The 18407-nt window shown below is 56.7% G+C and carries 16 protein-coding genes and 1 riboswitch; of the genes, 9 read left to right on the top strand and 7 right to left on the bottom strand.

Going from position 1 to position 18407, the window contains the following annotated elements:
- Nucleotides 1-16: 16 nt before the first annotated feature.
- The gene (gene plsB / locus BY447_RS11875; RefSeq protein WP_110331193.1) at nucleotides 17-2440 is read left to right on the top strand and encodes a glycerol-3-phosphate 1-O-acyltransferase PlsB; all 2424 of its coding nucleotides are present in this window, start codon (nucleotides 17-19) and stop codon (nucleotides 2438-2440) included.
- A 61-nt stretch (nucleotides 2441-2501) separates the two neighbouring features.
- Here plsB and ubiA read toward each other — a convergent pair whose 3' ends face one another.
- The 4 genes from ubiA to BY447_RS11855 all read right to left on the bottom strand — a co-directional run bounded on the left by ubiA (nucleotide 2502) and on the right by BY447_RS11855 (nucleotide 5183).
- Nucleotides 2502-3368: a 4-hydroxybenzoate octaprenyltransferase gene (gene ubiA / locus BY447_RS11870; RefSeq protein WP_370422478.1), complete on the bottom strand. Its 867-nt coding sequence runs from the start codon at nucleotides 3366-3368 to the stop codon at nucleotides 2502-2504.
- Nucleotides 3369-3396: 28 nt separating this feature from the next.
- Complete coding sequence (gene ubiC / locus BY447_RS11865; protein ID WP_013359770.1) at nucleotides 3397-3909, bottom strand: chorismate lyase; 513 nt, start codon at nucleotides 3907-3909, stop codon at nucleotides 3397-3399.
- A gap of 86 nt (nucleotides 3910-3995) precedes the next feature.
- The gene (gene psiE / locus BY447_RS11860) at nucleotides 3996-4406 is read right to left on the bottom strand and encodes a phosphate-starvation-inducible protein PsiE (RefSeq protein WP_110331192.1); all 411 of its coding nucleotides are present in this window, start codon (nucleotides 4404-4406) and stop codon (nucleotides 3996-3998) included.
- 69 nt (nucleotides 4407-4475) lie between these two features.
- Nucleotides 4476-5183: a UTRA domain-containing protein gene (locus BY447_RS11855; protein ID WP_199226928.1), complete on the bottom strand. Its 708-nt coding sequence runs from the start codon at nucleotides 5181-5183 to the stop codon at nucleotides 4476-4478.
- A gap of 206 nt (nucleotides 5184-5389) precedes the next feature.
- Between BY447_RS11855 and BY447_RS11850 the strand changes: the two genes are divergently transcribed.
- From BY447_RS11850 to BY447_RS11825, 6 genes are all read left to right on the top strand, one after another.
- Nucleotides 5390-6451 (top strand): ABC transporter substrate-binding protein, encoded by a 1062-nt coding sequence (locus BY447_RS11850; RefSeq protein WP_110331191.1) that lies wholly within the window; start codon nucleotides 5390-5392, stop codon nucleotides 6449-6451.
- A 20-nt stretch (nucleotides 6452-6471) separates the two neighbouring features.
- Entirely contained in the window at nucleotides 6472-7284 is an 813-nt protein-coding gene (locus BY447_RS11845) for an alkaline phosphatase family protein (protein ID WP_033784463.1), read from the top strand.
- Entirely contained in the window at nucleotides 7281-8126 is an 846-nt protein-coding gene (locus tag BY447_RS11840; RefSeq protein ID WP_013359765.1) for an ABC transporter permease, read from the top strand. Before BY447_RS11845 ends, BY447_RS11840 begins: the two co-directional genes overlap by 4 nt.
- An 11-nt stretch (nucleotides 8127-8137) precedes the next feature.
- Nucleotides 8138-8923: an ABC transporter permease gene (locus BY447_RS11835; RefSeq protein ID WP_013359764.1), complete on the top strand. Its 786-nt coding sequence runs from the start codon at nucleotides 8138-8140 to the stop codon at nucleotides 8921-8923.
- 2 nt (nucleotides 8924-8925) lie between these two features.
- Nucleotides 8926-9918, top strand: a complete 993-nt coding sequence (locus tag BY447_RS11830) for an ABC transporter ATP-binding protein (RefSeq protein WP_110331190.1) — start codon at nucleotides 8926-8928, stop codon at nucleotides 9916-9918.
- A gap of 110 nt (nucleotides 9919-10028) precedes the next feature.
- The gene (locus BY447_RS11825; protein WP_013359762.1) at nucleotides 10029-11654 is read left to right on the top strand and encodes a Na/Pi cotransporter family protein; all 1626 of its coding nucleotides are present in this window, start codon (nucleotides 10029-10031) and stop codon (nucleotides 11652-11654) included.
- A gap of 86 nt (nucleotides 11655-11740) precedes the next feature.
- Here BY447_RS11825 and panS read toward each other — a convergent pair whose 3' ends face one another.
- From panS to lysC, 3 genes are all read right to left on the bottom strand, one after another.
- Nucleotides 11741-12658, bottom strand: a complete 918-nt coding sequence (gene panS / locus BY447_RS11820; protein WP_110331189.1) for a ketopantoate/pantoate/pantothenate transporter PanS — start codon at nucleotides 12656-12658, stop codon at nucleotides 11741-11743.
- 183 nt (nucleotides 12659-12841) lie between these two features.
- On the bottom strand, nucleotides 12842-13534 hold the full coding sequence (aqpZ, locus tag BY447_RS11815) for an aquaporin Z (RefSeq protein WP_110331188.1): 693 nt from the start codon (nucleotides 13532-13534) through the stop codon (nucleotides 12842-12844).
- 240 nt (nucleotides 13535-13774) lie between these two features.
- Nucleotides 13775-15127 (bottom strand): lysine-sensitive aspartokinase 3, encoded by a 1353-nt coding sequence (gene lysC, locus BY447_RS11810; RefSeq protein ID WP_033734867.1) that lies wholly within the window; start codon nucleotides 15125-15127, stop codon nucleotides 13775-13777.
- A 113-nt stretch (nucleotides 15128-15240) separates the two neighbouring features.
- A riboswitch (Lysine riboswitch) is annotated at nucleotides 15241-15433 on the bottom strand.
- A 391-nt stretch (nucleotides 15434-15824) separates the two neighbouring features.
- Between lysC and pgi the strand changes: the two genes are divergently transcribed.
- Both pgi and yjbE read left to right on the top strand, forming a co-directional pair.
- Nucleotides 15825-17471, top strand: a complete 1647-nt coding sequence (gene pgi / locus BY447_RS11805; RefSeq protein WP_110331187.1) for a glucose-6-phosphate isomerase — start codon at nucleotides 15825-15827, stop codon at nucleotides 17469-17471.
- A 566-nt stretch (nucleotides 17472-18037) separates the two neighbouring features.
- Nucleotides 18038-18295, top strand: coding sequence for an exopolysaccharide production protein YjbE (gene yjbE, locus BY447_RS11795; RefSeq protein ID WP_013359757.1), 258 nt, complete (start codon nucleotides 18038-18040; stop codon nucleotides 18293-18295).
- Nucleotides 18296-18407 lie beyond the last annotated feature (112 nt).

The following is an 18407-nucleotide window of genomic DNA, read 5'->3' as shown; positions in this document are numbered from 1 at the left end:
AGGCTTCATGTTGTCTATGTCAGGTTGGCGTAAACTCTATTACAAATTGCTTAATTTACCACTGTCGTTTTTGGTAAAAAGTAAGGCCATTCCGGCCGATCCCGTGTCTGAACATGGTCTGGATCCGACCCGACCTATTATGTATGTTTTGCCTTACGATTCGAAGGCCGACTTACTGACTTTACGCGCGCAGTGTCTGCGGCATCATCTGCCTGACCCACTCTCTCCGCTGGAGATTGATGGTTCACTGCTGCCGCGCCACGTATTTATCCACGATGGCCCGCGCGTTTTCCCCTATTTTGTGCCCAGCGTGGAATCGGTGAAAATCTTTCACGATTACCTCGATCTGCATCGCAATAATCCTACGCTGGATATCCAGATGCTGCCGGTCACGGTGATGTTTGGCCGCGCACCAGGACGTGAAGTTCAGGGCGAAGCCACGCCACACCTGCGGGTGCTGAACGGCGTACAGAAATTCTTTGCGGTGATCTGGCACGGACGCGACAGTTTTGTTCGCTTCTCGCCGACCGTTTCGCTGCGCCGCATGGCCACGGAACACGGTACGGATAAGTCGATTGCCCAGAAGCTGGCTCGCGTAGCGCGCATCCATTTTGCCCGTCAGCGGCTGGCGGCGATTGGCCCGCGGTTACCGGCGCGTCAGGATCTCTTTAACCGTCTGCTGCAATCCAAAGCGATTGAAAAAGCCGTCGAAGATGAAGCACGCAGCAAAAAAATTTCCCATGAGAAAGCGCAGCAGAATGCCGTCGAGATGATGGAGGAGATTGCTGCAAACTTCTCTTATGAAGCGATTCGCGTTACTGACCGCGTGATGGGCTGGCTATGGAGTCGTCTCTATCAGGGCATCAACGTTAATGGCGGCGAAAAAGTGCGCCAGCTGGCGCAGGATGGCCACGAGATTGTCTATGTGCCGTGCCATCGCAGCCATATGGATTATCTGCTGCTCTCCTACGTGCTCTATCATCAGGGCCTGGTCCCGCCGCACATTGCTGCCGGTATCAACCTCAACTTCTGGCCAGCCGGCCCGATTTTCCGTCGGCTGGGCGCATTCTTTATTCGTCGTACTTTTAAAGGCAACAAGCTCTACGCCACGGTGTTCCGTGAATATCTCGGCGAGCTGTTTACCCGCGGCTATTCGGTTGAGTACTTTGTCGAGGGTGGACGTTCTCGTACCGGCCGCCTGCTGGACCCGAAAACCGGCACCTTAGCCATGACATTGCAGGCGATGCTGCGCGGCGGTAACCGCCCGATCACGCTGGTGCCGATCTACATCGGCTATGAGCACGTGATGGAAGTGGGTACTTACGCCAAAGAACTGCGCGGCGCGGCGAAAGAGAAAGAGGGCTTCATGCAGATGGTGCGTGGCTTGCGCAAGCTGCGCAATCTCGGTCAGGGTTACGTTAACTTTGGCGAACCGCTGCCGCTGGTCAACTATCTCAACAAGCAGGTACCGGAATGGCGCGATGCCATCGATCCGATTGAGCCGCAGCGTCCGAGCTGGTTAACACCGACGGTCAATGATATCGCGGCCAGCCTGATGGTACGTATCAATGAAGCGGGCGCGGCCAATGCCATGAACCTCTGTGTTACCGCTTTGCTGGCGTCACGTCAGCGCTCACTCACCCGTGAACAGCTGATTGAACAGCTGGAATGCTATACCCAGCTGCTGCGCAATGTGCCTTATTCACCTAACGCGACCGTACCCGATCTCTCAGCGGAAGCGCTGCTGGATCACGCCATGGGTATGAATAAGTTTGAGAATGAAAAGGACAGTATCGGCGACATCATCATTCTGCCGCGGGAGCAGGCGGTGCTGATGACCTACTATCGCAACAATATTCATCACATGCTGGTGATGCCGTCGCTGATTGCCGCCATAGTTCAGCAGCATCAGACGCTGACTGAAGCCGAACTGCTGCGTCAGGTAAGCCTGATCTACCCGATGCTGAAGAGCGAACTGTTCCTGCGCTGGCAGACCGATGAGTTGCCGCAACTGCTGACCAATATCAGTCAGGAGCTGGCGCGTCAGGGCCTGATTACCTTCGAAGCCGGTGAGTTGCGCTTTACTGCGGCGCGCTACCGCACGCTGCAACTGCTGGCTGCCGGTGTGCGCGAAACGCTGCAGCGTTATGCCATTACCTTCTCGATTCTCAGCGCCAAGCCGACGATTAACCGTGGCACGCTGGAGAAAGAGAGCCGGACGCTGGCACAGCGTCTGTCGGTGCTGCACGGGATCAATGCGCCGGAGTTCTTCGACAAAGCGGTCTTTACCTCACTGGTGCTGACGCTGCGTGACGAAGGGTATATCAGCGACAGCGGTGATGCCGATGTCGCGCAGACTCTGGCGACCTGGCATATCCTGGCTGACCTGGTCACCAGTGATGTGCGCATGACGATTGAAACCGCGGTGGCGCACGACTGACCCCGCGCACAGTAAAAAGGCGACCTCATGAGGTCGCCTTTTTTATGCCCAAAACGCTCTGTCAGAACAGCTGACTGAACGGCGGCGTATTCATCAGTACGCCCAGGAACAGCACCATCCCGACATAGTTGTTATTCAGGAAAGCCTGGAAACAGGGCTGGCGTTCGCGCCCGGCGATCAGCTTCTGCTGATAAACAAACAGCGCAGCCGCCAGCAGCAGCGTCCAGTAGAAGGCGCCGTTCAGATGCAGCATCATGCCCACCAGCGCCATCAGCAGCAGGGTTGCCAGTTGCAGCAGACCAATAATCAGCTTGTCGAAACGGCCAAATAAAATCGCCGTCGACTTCACGCCAATCTTCAGGTCATCGTCCCGATCGACCATCGCATACTGCGTATCATAAGCGACCGTCCAGCAGATGTTGGCAATAAACACCAGCCAGCAGACTAGAGGTAAGGACTCACTAACTGCGGACCAGGCCATCGGAATCGCCCAGCCAAACGCGGCCCCCAGCACCACCTGCGGCAGGTGGGTGTAGCGCTTCATAAAGGGATAAACCCAGGCCAGCGCCAGCCCCACGACGGAGAGCATGATCGTCATCAGGTTCATGGTCAGCACCAGCGCAAACGCCACCAGCGCCAGGATCACGAACAGCAGCTTCGCCTCTTTTGCACTCACCGCGCCGCTGGCCAGTGGCCGGTGCTTCGTACGCTCCACATGACCATCAACTTTGCGGTCGGCGTAGTCATTGATCACACAACCCGCCGCGCGCATCACAAACACCCCGGCAACGAATACCACCAGCACCGGCAGTGGCGGGATCGCCATGTCAGCCAGCCATAATGCCCAGAGCGTGGGCCACATCAGCAGCAGCGTCCCGATCGGTTTGTCGATACGCATCAGGCGAGCGTAGGCCCGCCATTTATTCATACTTAAGCTCGTTTGCACCACAAAATCCTCAGACCAGATCGCGATAGAGCGGCGATGCCGGTAAAAACAGTTCAGTCAGCAGCAGCGGTTTGCCAGAGAGACGCAGGCGGGAACGCCGTCCCCACAATCCCTCCACCTGCCCCGGCTCAATAAAATCGCGGGTCAGCGTCGACGACGAAAAAAGATAGCGCCCCAGAGGACGGGTGCCGAGCTGTTGCAGCATCGCCTCTGGCCCGTTAAGGGTGCTTTCCGGTACCAGCGTGCGGCCAGCCAGCCAGGGCTGATCGTCGCCGGACAGCAGCACTTCGCGTAGCCAGAAGCGTTCATCGTCTGGCAACAACGCCCTTTCCTCACCCAACTCGCTGGCGTCGATAAAACCTTCACGCAGCGGCTGAACCGTGACCCGCTGACAGTGCTGTTCAAAACGGCGCGTCATCGAATCCTCCTCCATCAGCCAGTCGAGCAAGGGCGGCGCAAGGGTGGCCTGCGACGGAGAAAGCCAGTTGAGCGAACGTAATAAGCTGAGTGCGTCTTGCGACATGGCACCACTCCCGATAATTTTCAGGACGCTAGTTTAGCGCAGAGCGGCGATGCGAACACCTGCCGTCGTGTCAGACGGCAGGGGGATTACTCGCGTTTCAGCCGGTTACTGTTGGCCAGCCACAGCGTGACCACCAGAATCAGAATCGCCGCTGAGTAGCAGAGGGTATCGAAGGGATTTTTATGGTCGACGATAATCAGGCGGATAATGGCCGTGATACCGATATAGACAAAGTAGCGCAGGGGAAAGTGATAGCCCGACTGAAAGTACTTAACAATCAGGGCAATAAATTCGAAGTAGAGGAAATAGATAACAATTCCCTCAATCAGCAGGTAAGAAGAGGCCTGCTCGCCGGTGTTAAACAGGACGTTTGCCAGATGAATAGTCTCTTTGCCTAAAAAGACGATCAGGATGATCGCCAGACTCAGCAGACCCAGATTCAGCACCCATTGCAGAACCGTTGCAAGGTGGCGGGCAAAAGGATTTTTGTCACTCATGTTGCGCCTTTAAAAAGGAGTTATCAGCGCGCGATATCATGCGTGAGTGTGATGCAAATCACAATAACCCTAAGCCTCCACATCCACACAGAGCGCGTCGTACCGCCAGTATTCACAGTCGCAATCAATCACCTCTTTTTGCTGATTGCGGTTAATACGGGTGATCAGCAAACCGGGGCTGCCCGGCGCCACATTCAGCGTGGGTGCCGCGACTTCCGGTAACGGACCGGGCAGAATCGTGAAGCGCGCGCCGCCGTAGCGAATGCCGTAGCGCTGGTCATAGAGATCGGTCAGGGAGCGGGTCAGATCTTCATCGAGCAGGCCAGGGAAAAAACGCGGATTGAGGTAGTGTTCAACATAGAGCACCGCACGCCCATCAATGCGCCGCAGACGGCGGATGCAGTAAACCGCCGAACCGGGTGCCAGACGCAGCGCGGTCGCTACGCTGTCGTGCGCTGCGACCTGCTCAGCAGCGATCACCTCAGTGGTCGCCTGCCTTCCCTGCTCCCTCGCCATGGCATGAAAGTGGCTGTGATGCAGCGGATTGTAAATCAGACGTGGTGGCGCGATAAACCAGCCGCGACGCAGTTCCCGGTAGATCATCCCCTGGGCTTCCAGCTTACCCAGCGCTTCCCGCAGGGTAATCCGCGTGGTGCTGAACGCCTCGCTTAAGGCTCGTTCTGCCGGCAGTCGCCCGCCGCTGAACTCTCCCGCCTGGATGCGCGTCAGCAGTGCGCTGGCAATCGCATCCGCCGTTTTGAGTGCTATCGACTCCACAACAGTAGCCTCATTTTGGTGCGACTTCGCACTCTTACTGTTCAGGTAAACGCGCCTGAGGTGGGCGAACGGGCCGCGTCTTTTGTCGCCCCTTCCCCGCACCGCGCCGCCTTGTCATAAATCGTTCATATAGAGGGGCTACATTGGCTCGGTTCTTGCTGGACTAGACCAGCCAGGCCCATCAACTTACACCCGGAGCAACTGAGATGAAAGCGTTTATCGCCTCTGTAGTAGCCAGTGCTGTAGTCCTCACCCTGCCCGTTGCGCAGGCCGCCGATAACGACCTCGCCGCACTCGAAAAAGCCGCGCGCAGTGAAGGTCAGGTTAACAGCGTCGGGATGCCGGATAGCTGGGCCAACTGGAAAGAGACCTGGAACGACATCAGCAGCAAATATGGCCTTAAGCACAGCGATACCGATATGTCATCGGCGCAGGAGTTGGCGAAATTCGATGCAGAGAAAGAGAACGCCAGCGCTGATATCGGTGACGTGGGCGCCGCCTTTGGCCCGATCGCCGTCGCCAAAGGGGTAACTCAGCCCTACAAACCGACACACTGGGATCAGATTCCTGCCTGGGCCAAAGATAAAGACGGACACTGGGCGCTGGCCTACACCGGCACCATTGCCTTTCTGATCGACAAGCAGCAGGTGAAAGATATTCCCCACAGCTGGGCCGATCTGAAGAAAGGTAAGTATGTGGTTACTATCGGCGACGTCGGCGTGGCAGCTCAGGCGGCCAATGGCGTACTGGCTGCAAACTACGCCTTAGGCGGCGATGAAAAGAACCTGAAACCGGCGCTGGCGTTCTTTGCCGATCTGGCCAAACAGGGGCGTCTTGGCGTGACCGATCCGGTCATTGCTAACATCGAAAAAGGCGAAGTACAGATGGCGGTGGTATGGGACTTTAACGCCCTGAACTACCGTGACCAGATCGACAAAAATCGCTACGAAGTAGTGATCCCGTCTGACGGCTCCGTCACCTCCGGCTACACCACTATCATCAACAAATATGCGAAACACCCTGACGCCGCAAAACTGACGCGCGAATATATCTTCTCAGATCAGGGACAGATCAATCTGGCGAAGGGCTATGCCCGCCCGATTCGTGCCGAGCATCTGACCCTGCCAGCGGACGTTCAGGCTCGCCTGCTGCCGCAGTCCGAATACAAAAATGCCCGTCCGGTTAAGGATCAGGCTGCCTGGGATAAATCGTCGAAAATGCTGCCGCGCCTGTGGCAGGAAAACGTCATCATCAACATGCAGCAGTAGTTTGCGGCAGGGAGAACGGAATGAAGACCATCCTGGTGGTACTGGACGGACTGAGCAATCAGGTCGCACAACATGCAATGGGTTACCTGCATGCCGAGTGTTCGCAAGGCAACGGGTTCTATTACCGTATGACCTGTGAATTACCGTCGCTGTCGCGCCCGCTTTATGAGTGCATACTGACCGGCGTTCCGCCGGTCAGAAGCGGCATTATTCATAATGGCGTCAGCCGGTTAAGTCGCGAACGCAGCGTGTTTCACTTTGCGCGCGCGGCGGGGCTGACGACAGCGGCGGCGGCCTACCACTGGGTAAGTGAGCTTTATAACCGCACACCGTTCGTTCCGGCGCGCGATCGTCATACCGACGCGCCGGACCTGCCGATTCAGTATGGTCATTTTTATTCTGACGATAGCTATCCTGACTCACATCTGTTTGAGGATGCAGAGAGCCTGCGGCTGCGTCACGATCCCGATTTCCTGCTGATCCACCCGATGAATATCGATGATGCCGGTCATAAATCGGGGCTCTCCTCGCCGCAGTACCGCAACCGGGCACGCATTGCCGACGGCCTTCTGTCGCAGTGGATGCCGCTGTGGCTGGCCGAAGGCTACCAGGTGATGGTGACGGCCGATCACGGCATGAATGACGATCGCTCCCACGGCGGAATTCTGCCTGAGGAGACCACGGTGCCGCTGTTTGTCTTTGGCCACGCTTTCTCGCTGCAGCCTGACCTTGCGCCGCAGCAGACCGATCTGTGCGGCACGCTGTGTGAACTGCTGGAAGTGGCCCATGACAAGCCGGTCTGTCGCGGGCTGCTGGCGGAGCCGCAAAGATGAAGGGAAAAGGATTCGCGCTGCTGCTGCTGTTGCCTTTCACCCTGTTCTGGGTCGCCTTTCAGCTGGCCCCGCTGCTGTGGATCGCCATCAACAGCTTCTGGAGTGAGATGAACAGCCAGTGGGGCTGGGATAACTATCACGACATCCTCACCTCACCGTTCTACCAGCAGGCATTTCGCTTCTCACTGGATATCTCGCTCTGGTCCAGCGTCTGGGGACTGCTGATTGCGCTCATCACCGGCTATTCACTGCATCAGCTCGGCGGCGGACGACTGCAGCGCTTCCTTATCTCTTTTACCAACATGACCAGCAACTTTGCCGGTGTCCCGCTGGCGTTTGCCTTTGTGATTCTGCTGGGACTGAACGGCTGCCTGACGCTGCTGCTGCGCCATTATGGTGTGATTGAGAGCTTCCGACTCTTCTCGCGCAACGGGATGGTGCTGGTTTACACCTGGTTTCAGATCCCGCTGGGTGTGCTGCTGCTCTACCCGGCGTTCGACGGGCTGAAAAAAGAGTGGCAGGAGTCTGCTGCGCTGCTGGGTGCCAGCCGCTGGCGCTACGTCTGGCACATCGCCCTGCCGATTCTGTTCCCGGCACTGCTCGGAACCTTTGTGATCCTGCTGGCGAATGCGCTGGGGGCTTACGCCACGATTTACGCGCTGACCACCGGTAATTTCAACGTGGTGCCGGTGCGCATCGCAGCGCTGGTCTCCGGAGATATTTCGCTCGATCCCAACACCGGCAGCGCGCTGGCGATGCTGTTGGTGGCAATCATGGCGCTGATCACCCTGGTGCAGCAGTATCTGGTGCGCCGCAGCTACCTCAATGCGAAACAGCCATGAAAGGAGCCGTCATGTCACGTGCTGAGCATCTCTATCACCGGATCATGGTCGGGTTACTCTTTACTCTGCTGGCGCTGCCGTTGCTGGCGACGCTGCTCTATGCGATTTCGTCCGACTGGAGCAATACCATTCTGCCGCAGGGCTACAGCCTGAAGTGGTTCATTCAGCTCTGGAGCGATTCACGTTTTCTGACAGCGCTGGGCCATTCGCTGCTGATTTGCTTCGGTGCGCTGCTCTTCTCTCTGGTGCTGGTGCTGCCTGCCATGTTTGTAATCGCTTACTACTTTCCCCGACTGGATGCGGTGATGAACATCCTGATCCTGATGCCTTTTGCCGTGCCGCCGGTGGTGTCATCTGTGGGATTACTCCAGCTCTACTCTTCGTCACCGCTGATGCTCACCGGCACGCCGTGGATCTTAATCGGCTGTTACTTCACCATCGCACTGCCCTTTATCTATCGGGCGCTGGCGAACAATATGCAGGCGATCAACCTTAAAGAGCTGATTGATGCTGCACAGCTGCTGGGTGCCAGCACCTGGCAGGCGGCGCTGTGGGTGGTGCTGCCTAACCTGCGCAAGGGGATGCTGATTGCCGTGCTGCTCTCGTTCTCCTTTCTGATTGGTGAGTTTGTCTTCGCTAACCTGCTGGTCGGCAACCGCTATGAAACCCTCCAGGTTTACCTGTTCAATATGCGCAACGGCAGCGGTCACTTCACCAGCGCGCTGGTGATCTCCTACTTCTTTGTGGTGCTGCTGGTCACCTGGCTGGCCAACGCCCTGAATCCTGAACGAGGCTGAATATGAGTTACCTTGAGGTCAGAGAGCTGAACAAGTCTTATGGACCGACGCCGATTTTTGAGCAGATCGATTTCAGCGCCGCCGAAGGAGAGTTTGTCACCCTGCTCGGCCCCAGCGGCTGCGGCAAATCGACGCTGCTGCGCTGTCTGGCGGGATTAACCGGCGTCGACAGCGGTGAAATCAGGCTGGAGGGCAAGGATATCGTGCCGCTGGCCCCGCAGAAACGCGCCATTGGCATGGTGTTCCAGAGCTATGCGCTGTTTCCCAACATGACGGTGGAGAAGAACGTCGCGTTTGGCCTGAAGATGCAGAAGCTGCCCGAGGCACAGATCCGCCAGCGGGTGCTGGAGGTGCTGGAACTGGTGGAACTCAGTGACTATGCGCGTCGTTATCCGCATCAGCTGTCAGGCGGCCAGTGTCAGCGCGTGGCGCTGGCGCGTTCACTGGTGACGCGTCCGCGTCTGCTGCTGCTGGATGAGCCGCTGTCGGCGCTGGATGCGCGCATCCGTCGCCATCTGCGCGATCAAATCCGGCGCATTCAGCGCGAGCTGAATCTCACCACCCTCTTCGTCACCCACGATCAGGAGGAGGCGCTGACGCTCTCCGACCGCATTGTGCTGATGAACCGGGGCAAAATCGTGCAGAACGGCGATGCCGAAGCGCTCTATACCCAGCCGGTCGATCTCTTTGCCGCCGGATTTATTGGCAACTACAACCTGCTGAGTGCCGAGCAGGCGACGCGGCTGACCGGCCAGCCTTTCCACAGCCAGGTCGCCATTCGCCCGGAATCGATGCTGTTTATCGCGCCGGGCCAGGGTATTCCTGCGGAAATCCTCAGCCACAGCCTGCTGGGCAACGTCATCCGCTACCGTATCCGGGCGCATGACGTGGAGCTTTCAGTCGATGTGCTGAACCGATCGGCGGCGGATTTGCACCCCGCTGGCAGGCAGATTGGTCTACAATTAGAGCTGTCGACTTTGCGCCAGGTGGCTTAAAACACAGGAAAAAATCACGCATAGCACGGCAATCCCCTTCACAGATTGCTCTTGATGTCAGGCTGGCAGTCTGTGCTGTTTGAAGCCTGACAAACGAGGAGCGATACCCCGTGTTAACTCTGCTTAATCTGCTCTCTGCAGTGGCCCTGCTGGTCTGGGGCACACATATCGTGCGAACCGGCATCATGCGGGTTTACGGCGCCGATCTGCGCCGCGTGCTGAGCCGCAGTATAGAAAAAAAACCGATGGCGTTTCTGGCGGGTCTCGGCGTGACTACGCTGGTACAGAGCAGCAATGCCACGACGTTGCTGGTCACCTCGTTTGTGGCACAGAATCTGGTCAGCCTGACGCCCGCGCTGGTGGTCATTCTGGGTGCGGATGTTGGTACCGCCATCATGGCGCGCATCCTGACCTTTGATCTCTCCTGGCTCTCACCGCTGTTTATCTTCTTTGGTGTGGTGTTCTTCCTCAGCCGCAAGCAGACCCGCGCCGGTCAGTTAGGCCGTGCCAGTATCGGCCTGGGCCTGATATTGCTGGCGCTGCAGCTGATTGTCGAAGCGGCGCGTCCGATTACTCAGGCCGCGGGCGTGCAGGTACTCTTCTCCAGCCTGACCGGCGACGTGATGCTTGATGCGCTGCTGGGCGCGGTGTTTGCCATTATCAGTTACTCCAGTCTGGCCGCGGTGCTGATCACCGCGACACTGACTGCCACCGGCGTGATTTCGTTCAAGGTCGCGCTCTGTCTGGTGATTGGTGCCAATCTCGGTAGCGGCCTGCTGGCGATGATCAACGCCAGCGGCTCGAATGCCGCCGGTAAGCGCGTTGCGCTCGGCAGCCTGCTGTTCAAGTTCATTGGCTGCGTCCTGATCCTGCCGTTTGTCGATATTGTGGCGACCTGGCTCGATAAGCTGCCGGTCAACGATGAAGAGTTAGTGATTTTCTTCCATGTGTTTTACAACCTGATCCGCTGCGTGGCGATGGTGCCGTTTGCGGACCTGATGGCGCGCCTCTGCCGTCGACTCATTGCTGACGACGTGGATAACGCGCTGCAGCTTAAGCCAAAGCATCTCGATCGCAGCGCGCTGGATACCCCGGCGCTGGCGCTGGTGAATGCCGCCCGCGAAGCGCTGCGCATGGGTGACGTGCTGGAGCAGATGCTGGAAGCGTTTAATAAAGTGGTGCATGGTGAGTCCCGCGAGGAGCGCACGGTGCGTCGGCTGGATGATGATGTCGATGTGCTTTATACCGCCATCAAACTCTATCTGGCGCGGATGCCCAAAGAGGATCTGCCTGAAGAGGATTCGCGCCGCTGGGGCGAAATTATTGAGATGTCGCTGAATCTGGAGCAGGCCGGTGACATTATTGAGCGGATGAGCGGCGATGTCGCTGACAAGTCGCTGGCAGCGGGCCGCGCGTTTTCTGCCGAGGGATTAAAGGAGCTGCAGGAGCTGCAGGAACTGTTGATCGCCAACCTCAGAATGAGCCTGTCAGTCTTTCTTTCGCACGATGTCACCAGCGCCAGACGTCTGCGCCGCGCAAAACATCGCTTCCGCCTGATGATTCGTCGCTACTCTCACGCCCACGTTGATCGCCTGCATCAGCAGAACGTGCAGAGCATTGAAACCAGCTCGCTGCACCTCGGTTTACTCGGCGACATGAAGCGCCTGAATTCCCTGTTCTGCAGCGTGGCCTATACTGTGCTGGACCAGCCCGACGATGAACGGGATTATGAATAAGGGGTGTGAACAGACAGTTACGCCGGAGCACGCGTCCGGCGCAACAGCAGTGAGAAGCGGCGCATCGCAATAATGCGCCGCCACGGTTACTTCTTCTTAATCGGCTTTCCGGACCAGTAACCCGCCAGCAACGAACCTGACAGGTTGTGCCACACCGAGAAGAGTGCGCCCGGCAATGCCGCCAGCGGCGAGAAGTAGAGTTTGCCCAGCGTCGCCGCCAGACCGGAGTTCTGCATGCCGACCTCCAGCGCCAGCGTACGGCAGGTTGACTCATCAAAGCCAAACAGTTTGCCGCCCCAGTAGCCGCCAAGCAGACCAATCGCGTTATGCAGGATCACCGCCGCGATCACCATCAGACCCACCGACCCGATAAAGCCCTGACTGCCCGCCACCACCGCGCTGATGATCAGCAGAATGCAGACCATCGAAAACGCAGGCAGCCACGGTTCCACCCGGCGAACCACGCTGTTCATACTGTGATGAATGATCAGTCCGAGGCTGATTGGGATCACGACGATCTTCACGATGCTCAGCAGCATGCCCACCACATCAACCTGAATGTGGGTATCGACATAAAAGCGCGTTAACAGCGGCGTGGCGAACACGCCCACCAGCGCAGAGACGGAAGAAATGGTTACCGACAGCGCCACATCGCCTTTCGCCAGATAGATCATCACGTTGCTGGCGGTGCCGCTGGCAACTGAGCCGACCAGAATCATACCGGCGGCCAGATCGGGCGGCATATGAAACAGTTTTGCCAGCCCCCAGGCGGCTAACGGCATCACCAGATAGTGCAGAAAGGTGCCGGCAATCACCGGCGCAGGCCGGGTCAGCACCCGTTTGAAATCGTCGATATTCAGGGTCACGCCCATGCCGAACATAATCAGCATCAGCAGATAAGTGACCCAGGGTCCGATGCCGAGAAAGGTACCTGGAGAGTAATAAGCGGCGGCAGACAGCAGCACGGCCCAGAGCGGGAACAGGCGGGTTAACGTGGCGAGCATAGCCAGACTTCCTTATAAGAATGTTATGTTTAGTGCAGATTTGCCATAGAGCGTCATCATGCAGGAACGACTGCCGTGACGAGGCCGGGATCATAACACTTCATTATCATGGCGTAAGGCGAAGATGGGGCGAGGCAGGAAAATGCGGATCGACTGCTGCCGATCCGCTGAATATCGACGAAATTACGCTGCTTTATCCTCTAAACCGCGGTAGATCAAACCACCAATCACGGCGCCGATAATCGGCATCAACCAGAACATCCACAGCTGAGCGATCGCCCAGTCGCCCTGGAAGAGGGCTGCTGCGGTGCTGCGTGCCGGGTTAACAGAAGTGTTAGTCACTGGAATGCTGATCAGGTGGATTAGGGTTAACGCCAGACCAATCGCGATCGGCGCAAAGCCTTTTGACGCGTGTTCGCTGGTCGCGCCCATGATCACAATCAGGAAGATAGCCGTCATCACGACCTCAGTGATCATGCCTGCCTGCAAACTGAAGCCGCCCGGCGAGTGTTCGCCGTAGCCGTTCGCCGCAAAGCCGCTGGCCGCTGCGCTGAAGTCGCCTTTACCGCTGGCGATCAGATAAAGCACCGCGCCAGCAGCAATGCCGCCTACCAGTTGCGCGATGATGTAAGGAATGGCCTGCGAGGCGGAGAAACGTCCGCCTGCCACTAATCCCAGAGTGACCGCCGGATTAAAATGACCGCCCGAGATATGACCGACCGCATACGCCATGACCAGTACGCTCAGACCGAAAGCCAGCGCGACGCCCACGAAGCCAATGCCGAGTTCCGGGAACGCCGCTGACAGTACGGCACTACCACAACCGCCTGCGACCAGTACAAAAGTCCCCAGCGTCTCTGCGACTAACCTTTTCATGATATTTCCTAAATTTGGGTGAATTGATTCAGCGGCGGGATTATAAATCTGAGGAAAGGGAGCGCAACGCCAGTACACGAAATGCGCAAAGAAAGGGGTTACCATTTGGCAATAGTGGGCAATAAGCCGTTGGATTAATTAAATTATCTGGGAAAAAGAAACCAGCGGAGGATCAGAACGAAGTGAAGTTTTTTTGCCGCTGTTCAGGCCGCGCAGACGCGGCCTGAACAGCAGATAAATTTACTCGAACAGATTGCGGTGCAGCGTACGGACGACGCTTTCCGCGTCGTTGCCCGGCACCAGGAAGCAGAGATTGTAGCTGCTGGCCCCATAGCAAATCATCCGCAGGTTGAACGGGTCGAGCACACCAAACACCTCTTTGCCGACACCGCAGGCTTTTGACAGCTCATTGCCGATAATCGCCACCAGCGCCAGATCTTCCTCCACTTCTACCCGGCACAGCGACGAGAGTTCAGTCAGCAGCGCCTGCGTCAGCAGACTGGCGCTGGTTGAGGTCGATCCCGTGGTGTCCAGCGTCAGCGCCACGCTCACTTCGGAGGTGGTGATCAGGTCAACGGAGACGTTATGACGCGCCAGAATGTTAAACAGTTCGGCGAGGAAACCAAACGTATGCAGCATGTTAAGGCTGTGCAGCGTTAACAGCGTCTGCTTACGACGTAACGCCAGCGCCCGGAACAGCGGCGGATTGCGGGTTTCGTTGCAGACGCGGGTACCGCCTGCGGCCGGATCCTTGCTGGAACCGACGAAGACCGGAATACCCCGGCGCACGGCGGGCAGCAGCGTCGCCGGATGCAATACTTTGGCACCAAACGTCGCCATCTCAGCGGCTTCTTCGAAGGTGATTTCATCAATACGCTTCGCCGTCGGCACCACGCGTGGATCGGTGGTATAGATACCTGGCACATCCGTCCAGATATCGACTCGCGCCGCATTCAGCGCTTCGCCCAGCAGCGCGGCGGTGTAATCACTGCCGCCACGCCCTAAAGTGGTGGTACGCCCTTCGCTTTCACTGCCGATGAAGCCCTGGGTAATCACCAGCGCCTGCTCAATGCGCGGCTGCAACTGTGCCGTCGCCTGCTCCGCCAGCACCTGAACATCCGGGACTGCGCGGCCAAAATGATCGTCGGTGCGCATCACTTTGCGAACATCAAACCACTCTGCATTCACCTGACGTTCACGCAGAATTTCAACAAACAGCAGTGAAGACATCAGCTCGCCGTGGCTGACCAGTTCATCGGTCAGGGCATTTGAGGTAGCGAGTGACGCCGCTTCTGAGAGCATGCTGATATTGTCGATCATCCGATCGATTTCATCGCGGATCACGTCCGGACGCTGCAGGCGATCGACGATGGCGTACTGGATACGGCGGATATCATCAAGCAGAGCAGCGCGCTGGGGTGCCTGCTGGCCTTCAGCCAGCGCAACCAGAAGATTGGTAATGCCTGCTGAGGCAGAGAGCACCACCAGACGCGTGCTGGCGTCCTGCAACACCACATCGGCGCTGCGGTTCATCGCTTCAAAATCGGCTACGCTGGTGCCGCCAAATTTTGCCACTATCAGAGTTTGAGACATGTAGGACCTCGTGTCAGGTTATCTTGTTCTCGCCGATGAAAGGGTCGAGAAACATGCTTTCAGCCAGGCACAAGGAAAGAGCAGAAACGGGCGGACAAGATCGGATAGACGAGTCACCCAGAAGCGCCCCACCTTGCAAAACGTCGACTGCAGACGTTTCTGGTGACAACCCAGAGGATTCAGCCCCTGTAGCCGACAGGCAACACACCGCGTGCTGACCCACCTCGGCGTCGCTCCCCATGATGTGTTTTCACCGGATACGGTTCCTCCAACACACTGCCTGGGCGACGCGCCTCTTCTGGCTTGCACACAGGTGCGCAAGTAGGCGCATAGATCTAGCCTTTTCTGGACCTGCTGTCAATGTCAGCGACGGCCGGAGAGCCGCATCAGAAAACAAATGCCCCTGCGCCGCAGCGGCTACAGTGCTTAATGGGTTCAGCCCCTGCAACAATCCCTGACACGGCACAACGTTTTGCGCAGACTTTCGCGTCACACTTTAGCGCGTGATACTGCTGCCATCCGCAGGCTGTTCGCGCCAGTGAATGCTGACGTCAGATCGCAGCGTTCACCTCGCCTGCGCGGCGTGCGCTGACAAAATTTTTCCTTTCAGTTACAAGTGTGGTCATACTGAAACGCTAAACGGGCATGATGTGCCTCCGATGGAATGACGGTTCTTAATATCAACAAGAGTGTTGCCATGAAAAATATCAATCCGACACAAACCGCAGCCTGGAAAGCGCTGCAACAGCATTTTGAGCAGATGAAATCGGTAGAAATTGCCGATCTGTTCGCTCAGGATGCCGATCGTTTTGCCAAATTCTCTGCCACCTTTGATGATCAGATGCTGGTGGATTTCTCCAAAAACCGCATCACCCAGGAAACCCTCGATAAGTTACAGGCGCTGGCCAAAGAGACCGATCTCAGCGGTGCCATTAAGTCTATGTTCTCGGGTGAGAAGATTAACCGTACCGAAGATCGTGCGGTGCTGCACGTCGCACTGCGTAACCGGAGTAACACGCCGATTCTGGTGGATGGCAAAGATGTGATGCCAGAGGTCAATGCCGTGCTGGACAAGATGAAAGGCTTCTCAGAGCGCATCATCAGCGGCGAATGGAAAGGCTATACCGGTAAAGCGATCACCGACGTAGTGAACATCGGTATCGGCGGCTCCGACCTTGGCCCGTTTATGGTGACGGAAGCGCTGCGCCCGTACAAAAACCATCTGAATATGCATTTTGTCTCCAACGTTGACGGCACCCACATCGCCGAAACGCTGAAAGATCTCAGCCCGGAAACCACCCTGTTCCTGGTTGCATCGAAGACCTTCACGACTCAGGAAACCATGACCAACGCCCACAGCGCGCGTGACTGGTTCCTGAAAACCGCAGGCGATCAGCAGCATGTAGCGAAACACTTTGCTGCACTGTCGACCAATGCCAAAGCGGTGGGCGAATTCGGTATCGACACCAATAACATGTTTGAATTCTGGGACTGGGTTGGCGGCCGCTATTCACTGTGGTCAGCGATCGGCCTGTCGATCATTCTCTCGATTGGTTTCGATAACTTCGAGCAGCTGCTGAGCGGCGCACATGCCATGGACCAGCACTTCGCCTCCACCCCGGCTGAACAGAACCTGCCGGTGCTGCTGGCGCTGATTGGCATCTGGTACAACAACTTCTTTGGTGCCGAAACCGAAGCGATTCTGCCTTACGACCAGTACATGCACCGCTTTGCCGCCTATTTCCAGCAGGGAAATATGGAGTCAAACGGCAAGTATGTGGATCGCGACGGTCACCCGGTGGACTACCAGACGGGCCCTATTATCTGGGGCGAACCCGGCACTAACGGTCAGCATGCGTTTTATCAGCTGATCCATCAGGGTACTAAACTGGTTCCGTGTGACTTTATTGCGCCGGCTATTACTCATAACGCGCTGGCGGACCACCATCCAAAATTGCTCTCTAACTTCTTTGCCCAGACCGAAGCGCTGGCGTTTGGTAAGTCACGCGACGTCGTGGAGAAAGAGTTTACCGATGCCGGCAAATCTGCAGAATCTGTGGCCCACATTGTGCCGTTCAAGGTGTTTGAAGGTAATCGCCCGACTAACTCCATCCTGCTGCGTGAGATTACGCCGTACAGCCTGGGCGCGCTGATTGCGCTGTACGAGCACAAAATCTTCACGCAGGGTGCCATCCTGAATATCTTCACCTTTGATCAGTGGGGTGTGGAATTAGGTAAGCAGCTGGCGAACCGTATTCTGCCGGAACTGGAAAATGAGAACGAAATTACCTCTCATGACAGTTCCACTAATGCCTTAATTAACCGCTATAAATCCTGGCGTTAATCGGCGTTAATTTCATCGGGCGGCAACGTTGCCGCCCTTTTTTTGTCTCTTTTTCCATCCGGATGACCTGATTATCGATTCTGTCATTCACGCCAGCGCGGGAAAAGTCTTAAAATACCCTAAGATAATTCTGAACATCTGGCGAAAAAACAGAGTGTAATCCAGTATAAAATGGATCTGAAAACAGGCGGTACGCAGGGTTAGCTGTTGATTTATAGTCATATTTAATTTAAGCCCTTCTGAGTAAATTCTGATTATTCTTATTCCGTACCAGATATAACTAAAAAAGAACATTCCGCTTTGCAATTACCTCACCCGTAGCGAAATATAGGGTATCAACCGGAAAAACTCCGATATAAAAAGTAGTTATCCCCAATCCAGCTGATTAAATCACGCAATCACCCCGCTATTTGCCCTGGTTTTTATGGCACTGAACTCTGATATTTTGTTGCCCTATAATGAACGCGCCCGCAATGGGACTGTCCGTCGCTCTGGTTGCAGCCTGTCTGTATAGCCCTTGTCGCCGGTCAGAGATCCTTCATTCACTCAATGCAGGAAACGTTGTTATGAAAAAAACTATGGTTGCCGGTGCAGCCCTGATCCTCGTTGCCGCTTCTTCCAGCGCATTTGCTGCGCCGCAGGAAGCAGGTGAAGCAGGTACTGCAGCTGGCGCGCAGGCGGGAGCAATCTCTGCTGGCACGTCCACGGCTGTGGGTATCGGCGCACTTGGCGCGCTGGTCGGGCTCGGCATTGCTGCTTCTGGCGGTGGTGACGGCGCAAATACCGGTACAACAACCACGACCACGACGAGCACCACTCGTTGATGGATGCCCGACTCCCGTCTGATTGCTGATGTGCAGCAAACGGGCCGAGGCTGAATCACTGACTTCGTTAAGTGATGACGCTGAGTCCTTGTAACCTGTATCTCTGCAGCCA

The sequence above is a fragment of the Pantoea sp. JKS000250 genome, assembly GCF_003201065.1.
Taxonomy (GTDB): Bacteria; Pseudomonadota; Gammaproteobacteria; order Enterobacterales; family Enterobacteriaceae; genus Pantoea; species Pantoea vagans.
This window is presented reverse-complemented; position numbering and strand designations above follow the sequence as displayed.

Coding starts and splice junctions, on each gene's coding strand:
- yjbE (WP_013359757.1), top strand. CDS start 18,038: ATGAAAAAAACTATGGTTGCCGGTGCAGCCCTGATCCTCGTTGCCGCT.
- panS (WP_110331189.1), bottom strand. CDS start 12,658: ATGCTCGCCACGTTAACCCGCCTGTTCCCGCTCTGGGCCGTGCTGCTG.
- aqpZ (WP_110331188.1), bottom strand. CDS start 13,534: ATGAAAAGGTTAGTCGCAGAGACGCTGGGGACTTTTGTACTGGTCGCA.
- pgi (WP_110331187.1), top strand. CDS start 15,825: ATGAAAAATATCAATCCGACACAAACCGCAGCCTGGAAAGCGCTGCAA.
- lysC (WP_033734867.1), bottom strand. CDS start 15,127: ATGTCTCAAACTCTGATAGTGGCAAAATTTGGCGGCACCAGCGTAGCC.
- BY447_RS11840 (WP_013359765.1), top strand. CDS start 7,281: ATGAAGGGAAAAGGATTCGCGCTGCTGCTGCTGTTGCCTTTCACCCTG.
- psiE (WP_110331192.1), bottom strand. CDS start 4,406: ATGAGTGACAAAAATCCTTTTGCCCGCCACCTTGCAACGGTTCTGCAA.
- ubiC (WP_013359770.1), bottom strand. CDS start 3,909: ATGTCGCAAGACGCACTCAGCTTATTACGTTCGCTCAACTGGCTTTCT.
- BY447_RS11845 (WP_033784463.1), top strand. CDS start 6,472: ATGAAGACCATCCTGGTGGTACTGGACGGACTGAGCAATCAGGTCGCA.
- ubiA (WP_370422478.1), bottom strand. CDS start 3,368: ATGAATAAATGGCGGGCCTACGCTCGCCTGATGCGTATCGACAAACCG.
- BY447_RS11850 (WP_110331191.1), top strand. CDS start 5,390: ATGAAAGCGTTTATCGCCTCTGTAGTAGCCAGTGCTGTAGTCCTCACC.
- BY447_RS11830 (WP_110331190.1), top strand. CDS start 8,926: ATGAGTTACCTTGAGGTCAGAGAGCTGAACAAGTCTTATGGACCGACG.
- BY447_RS11835 (WP_013359764.1), top strand. CDS start 8,138: ATGTCACGTGCTGAGCATCTCTATCACCGGATCATGGTCGGGTTACTC.
- plsB (WP_110331193.1), top strand. CDS start 17: ATGTCAGGTTGGCGTAAACTCTATTACAAATTGCTTAATTTACCACTG.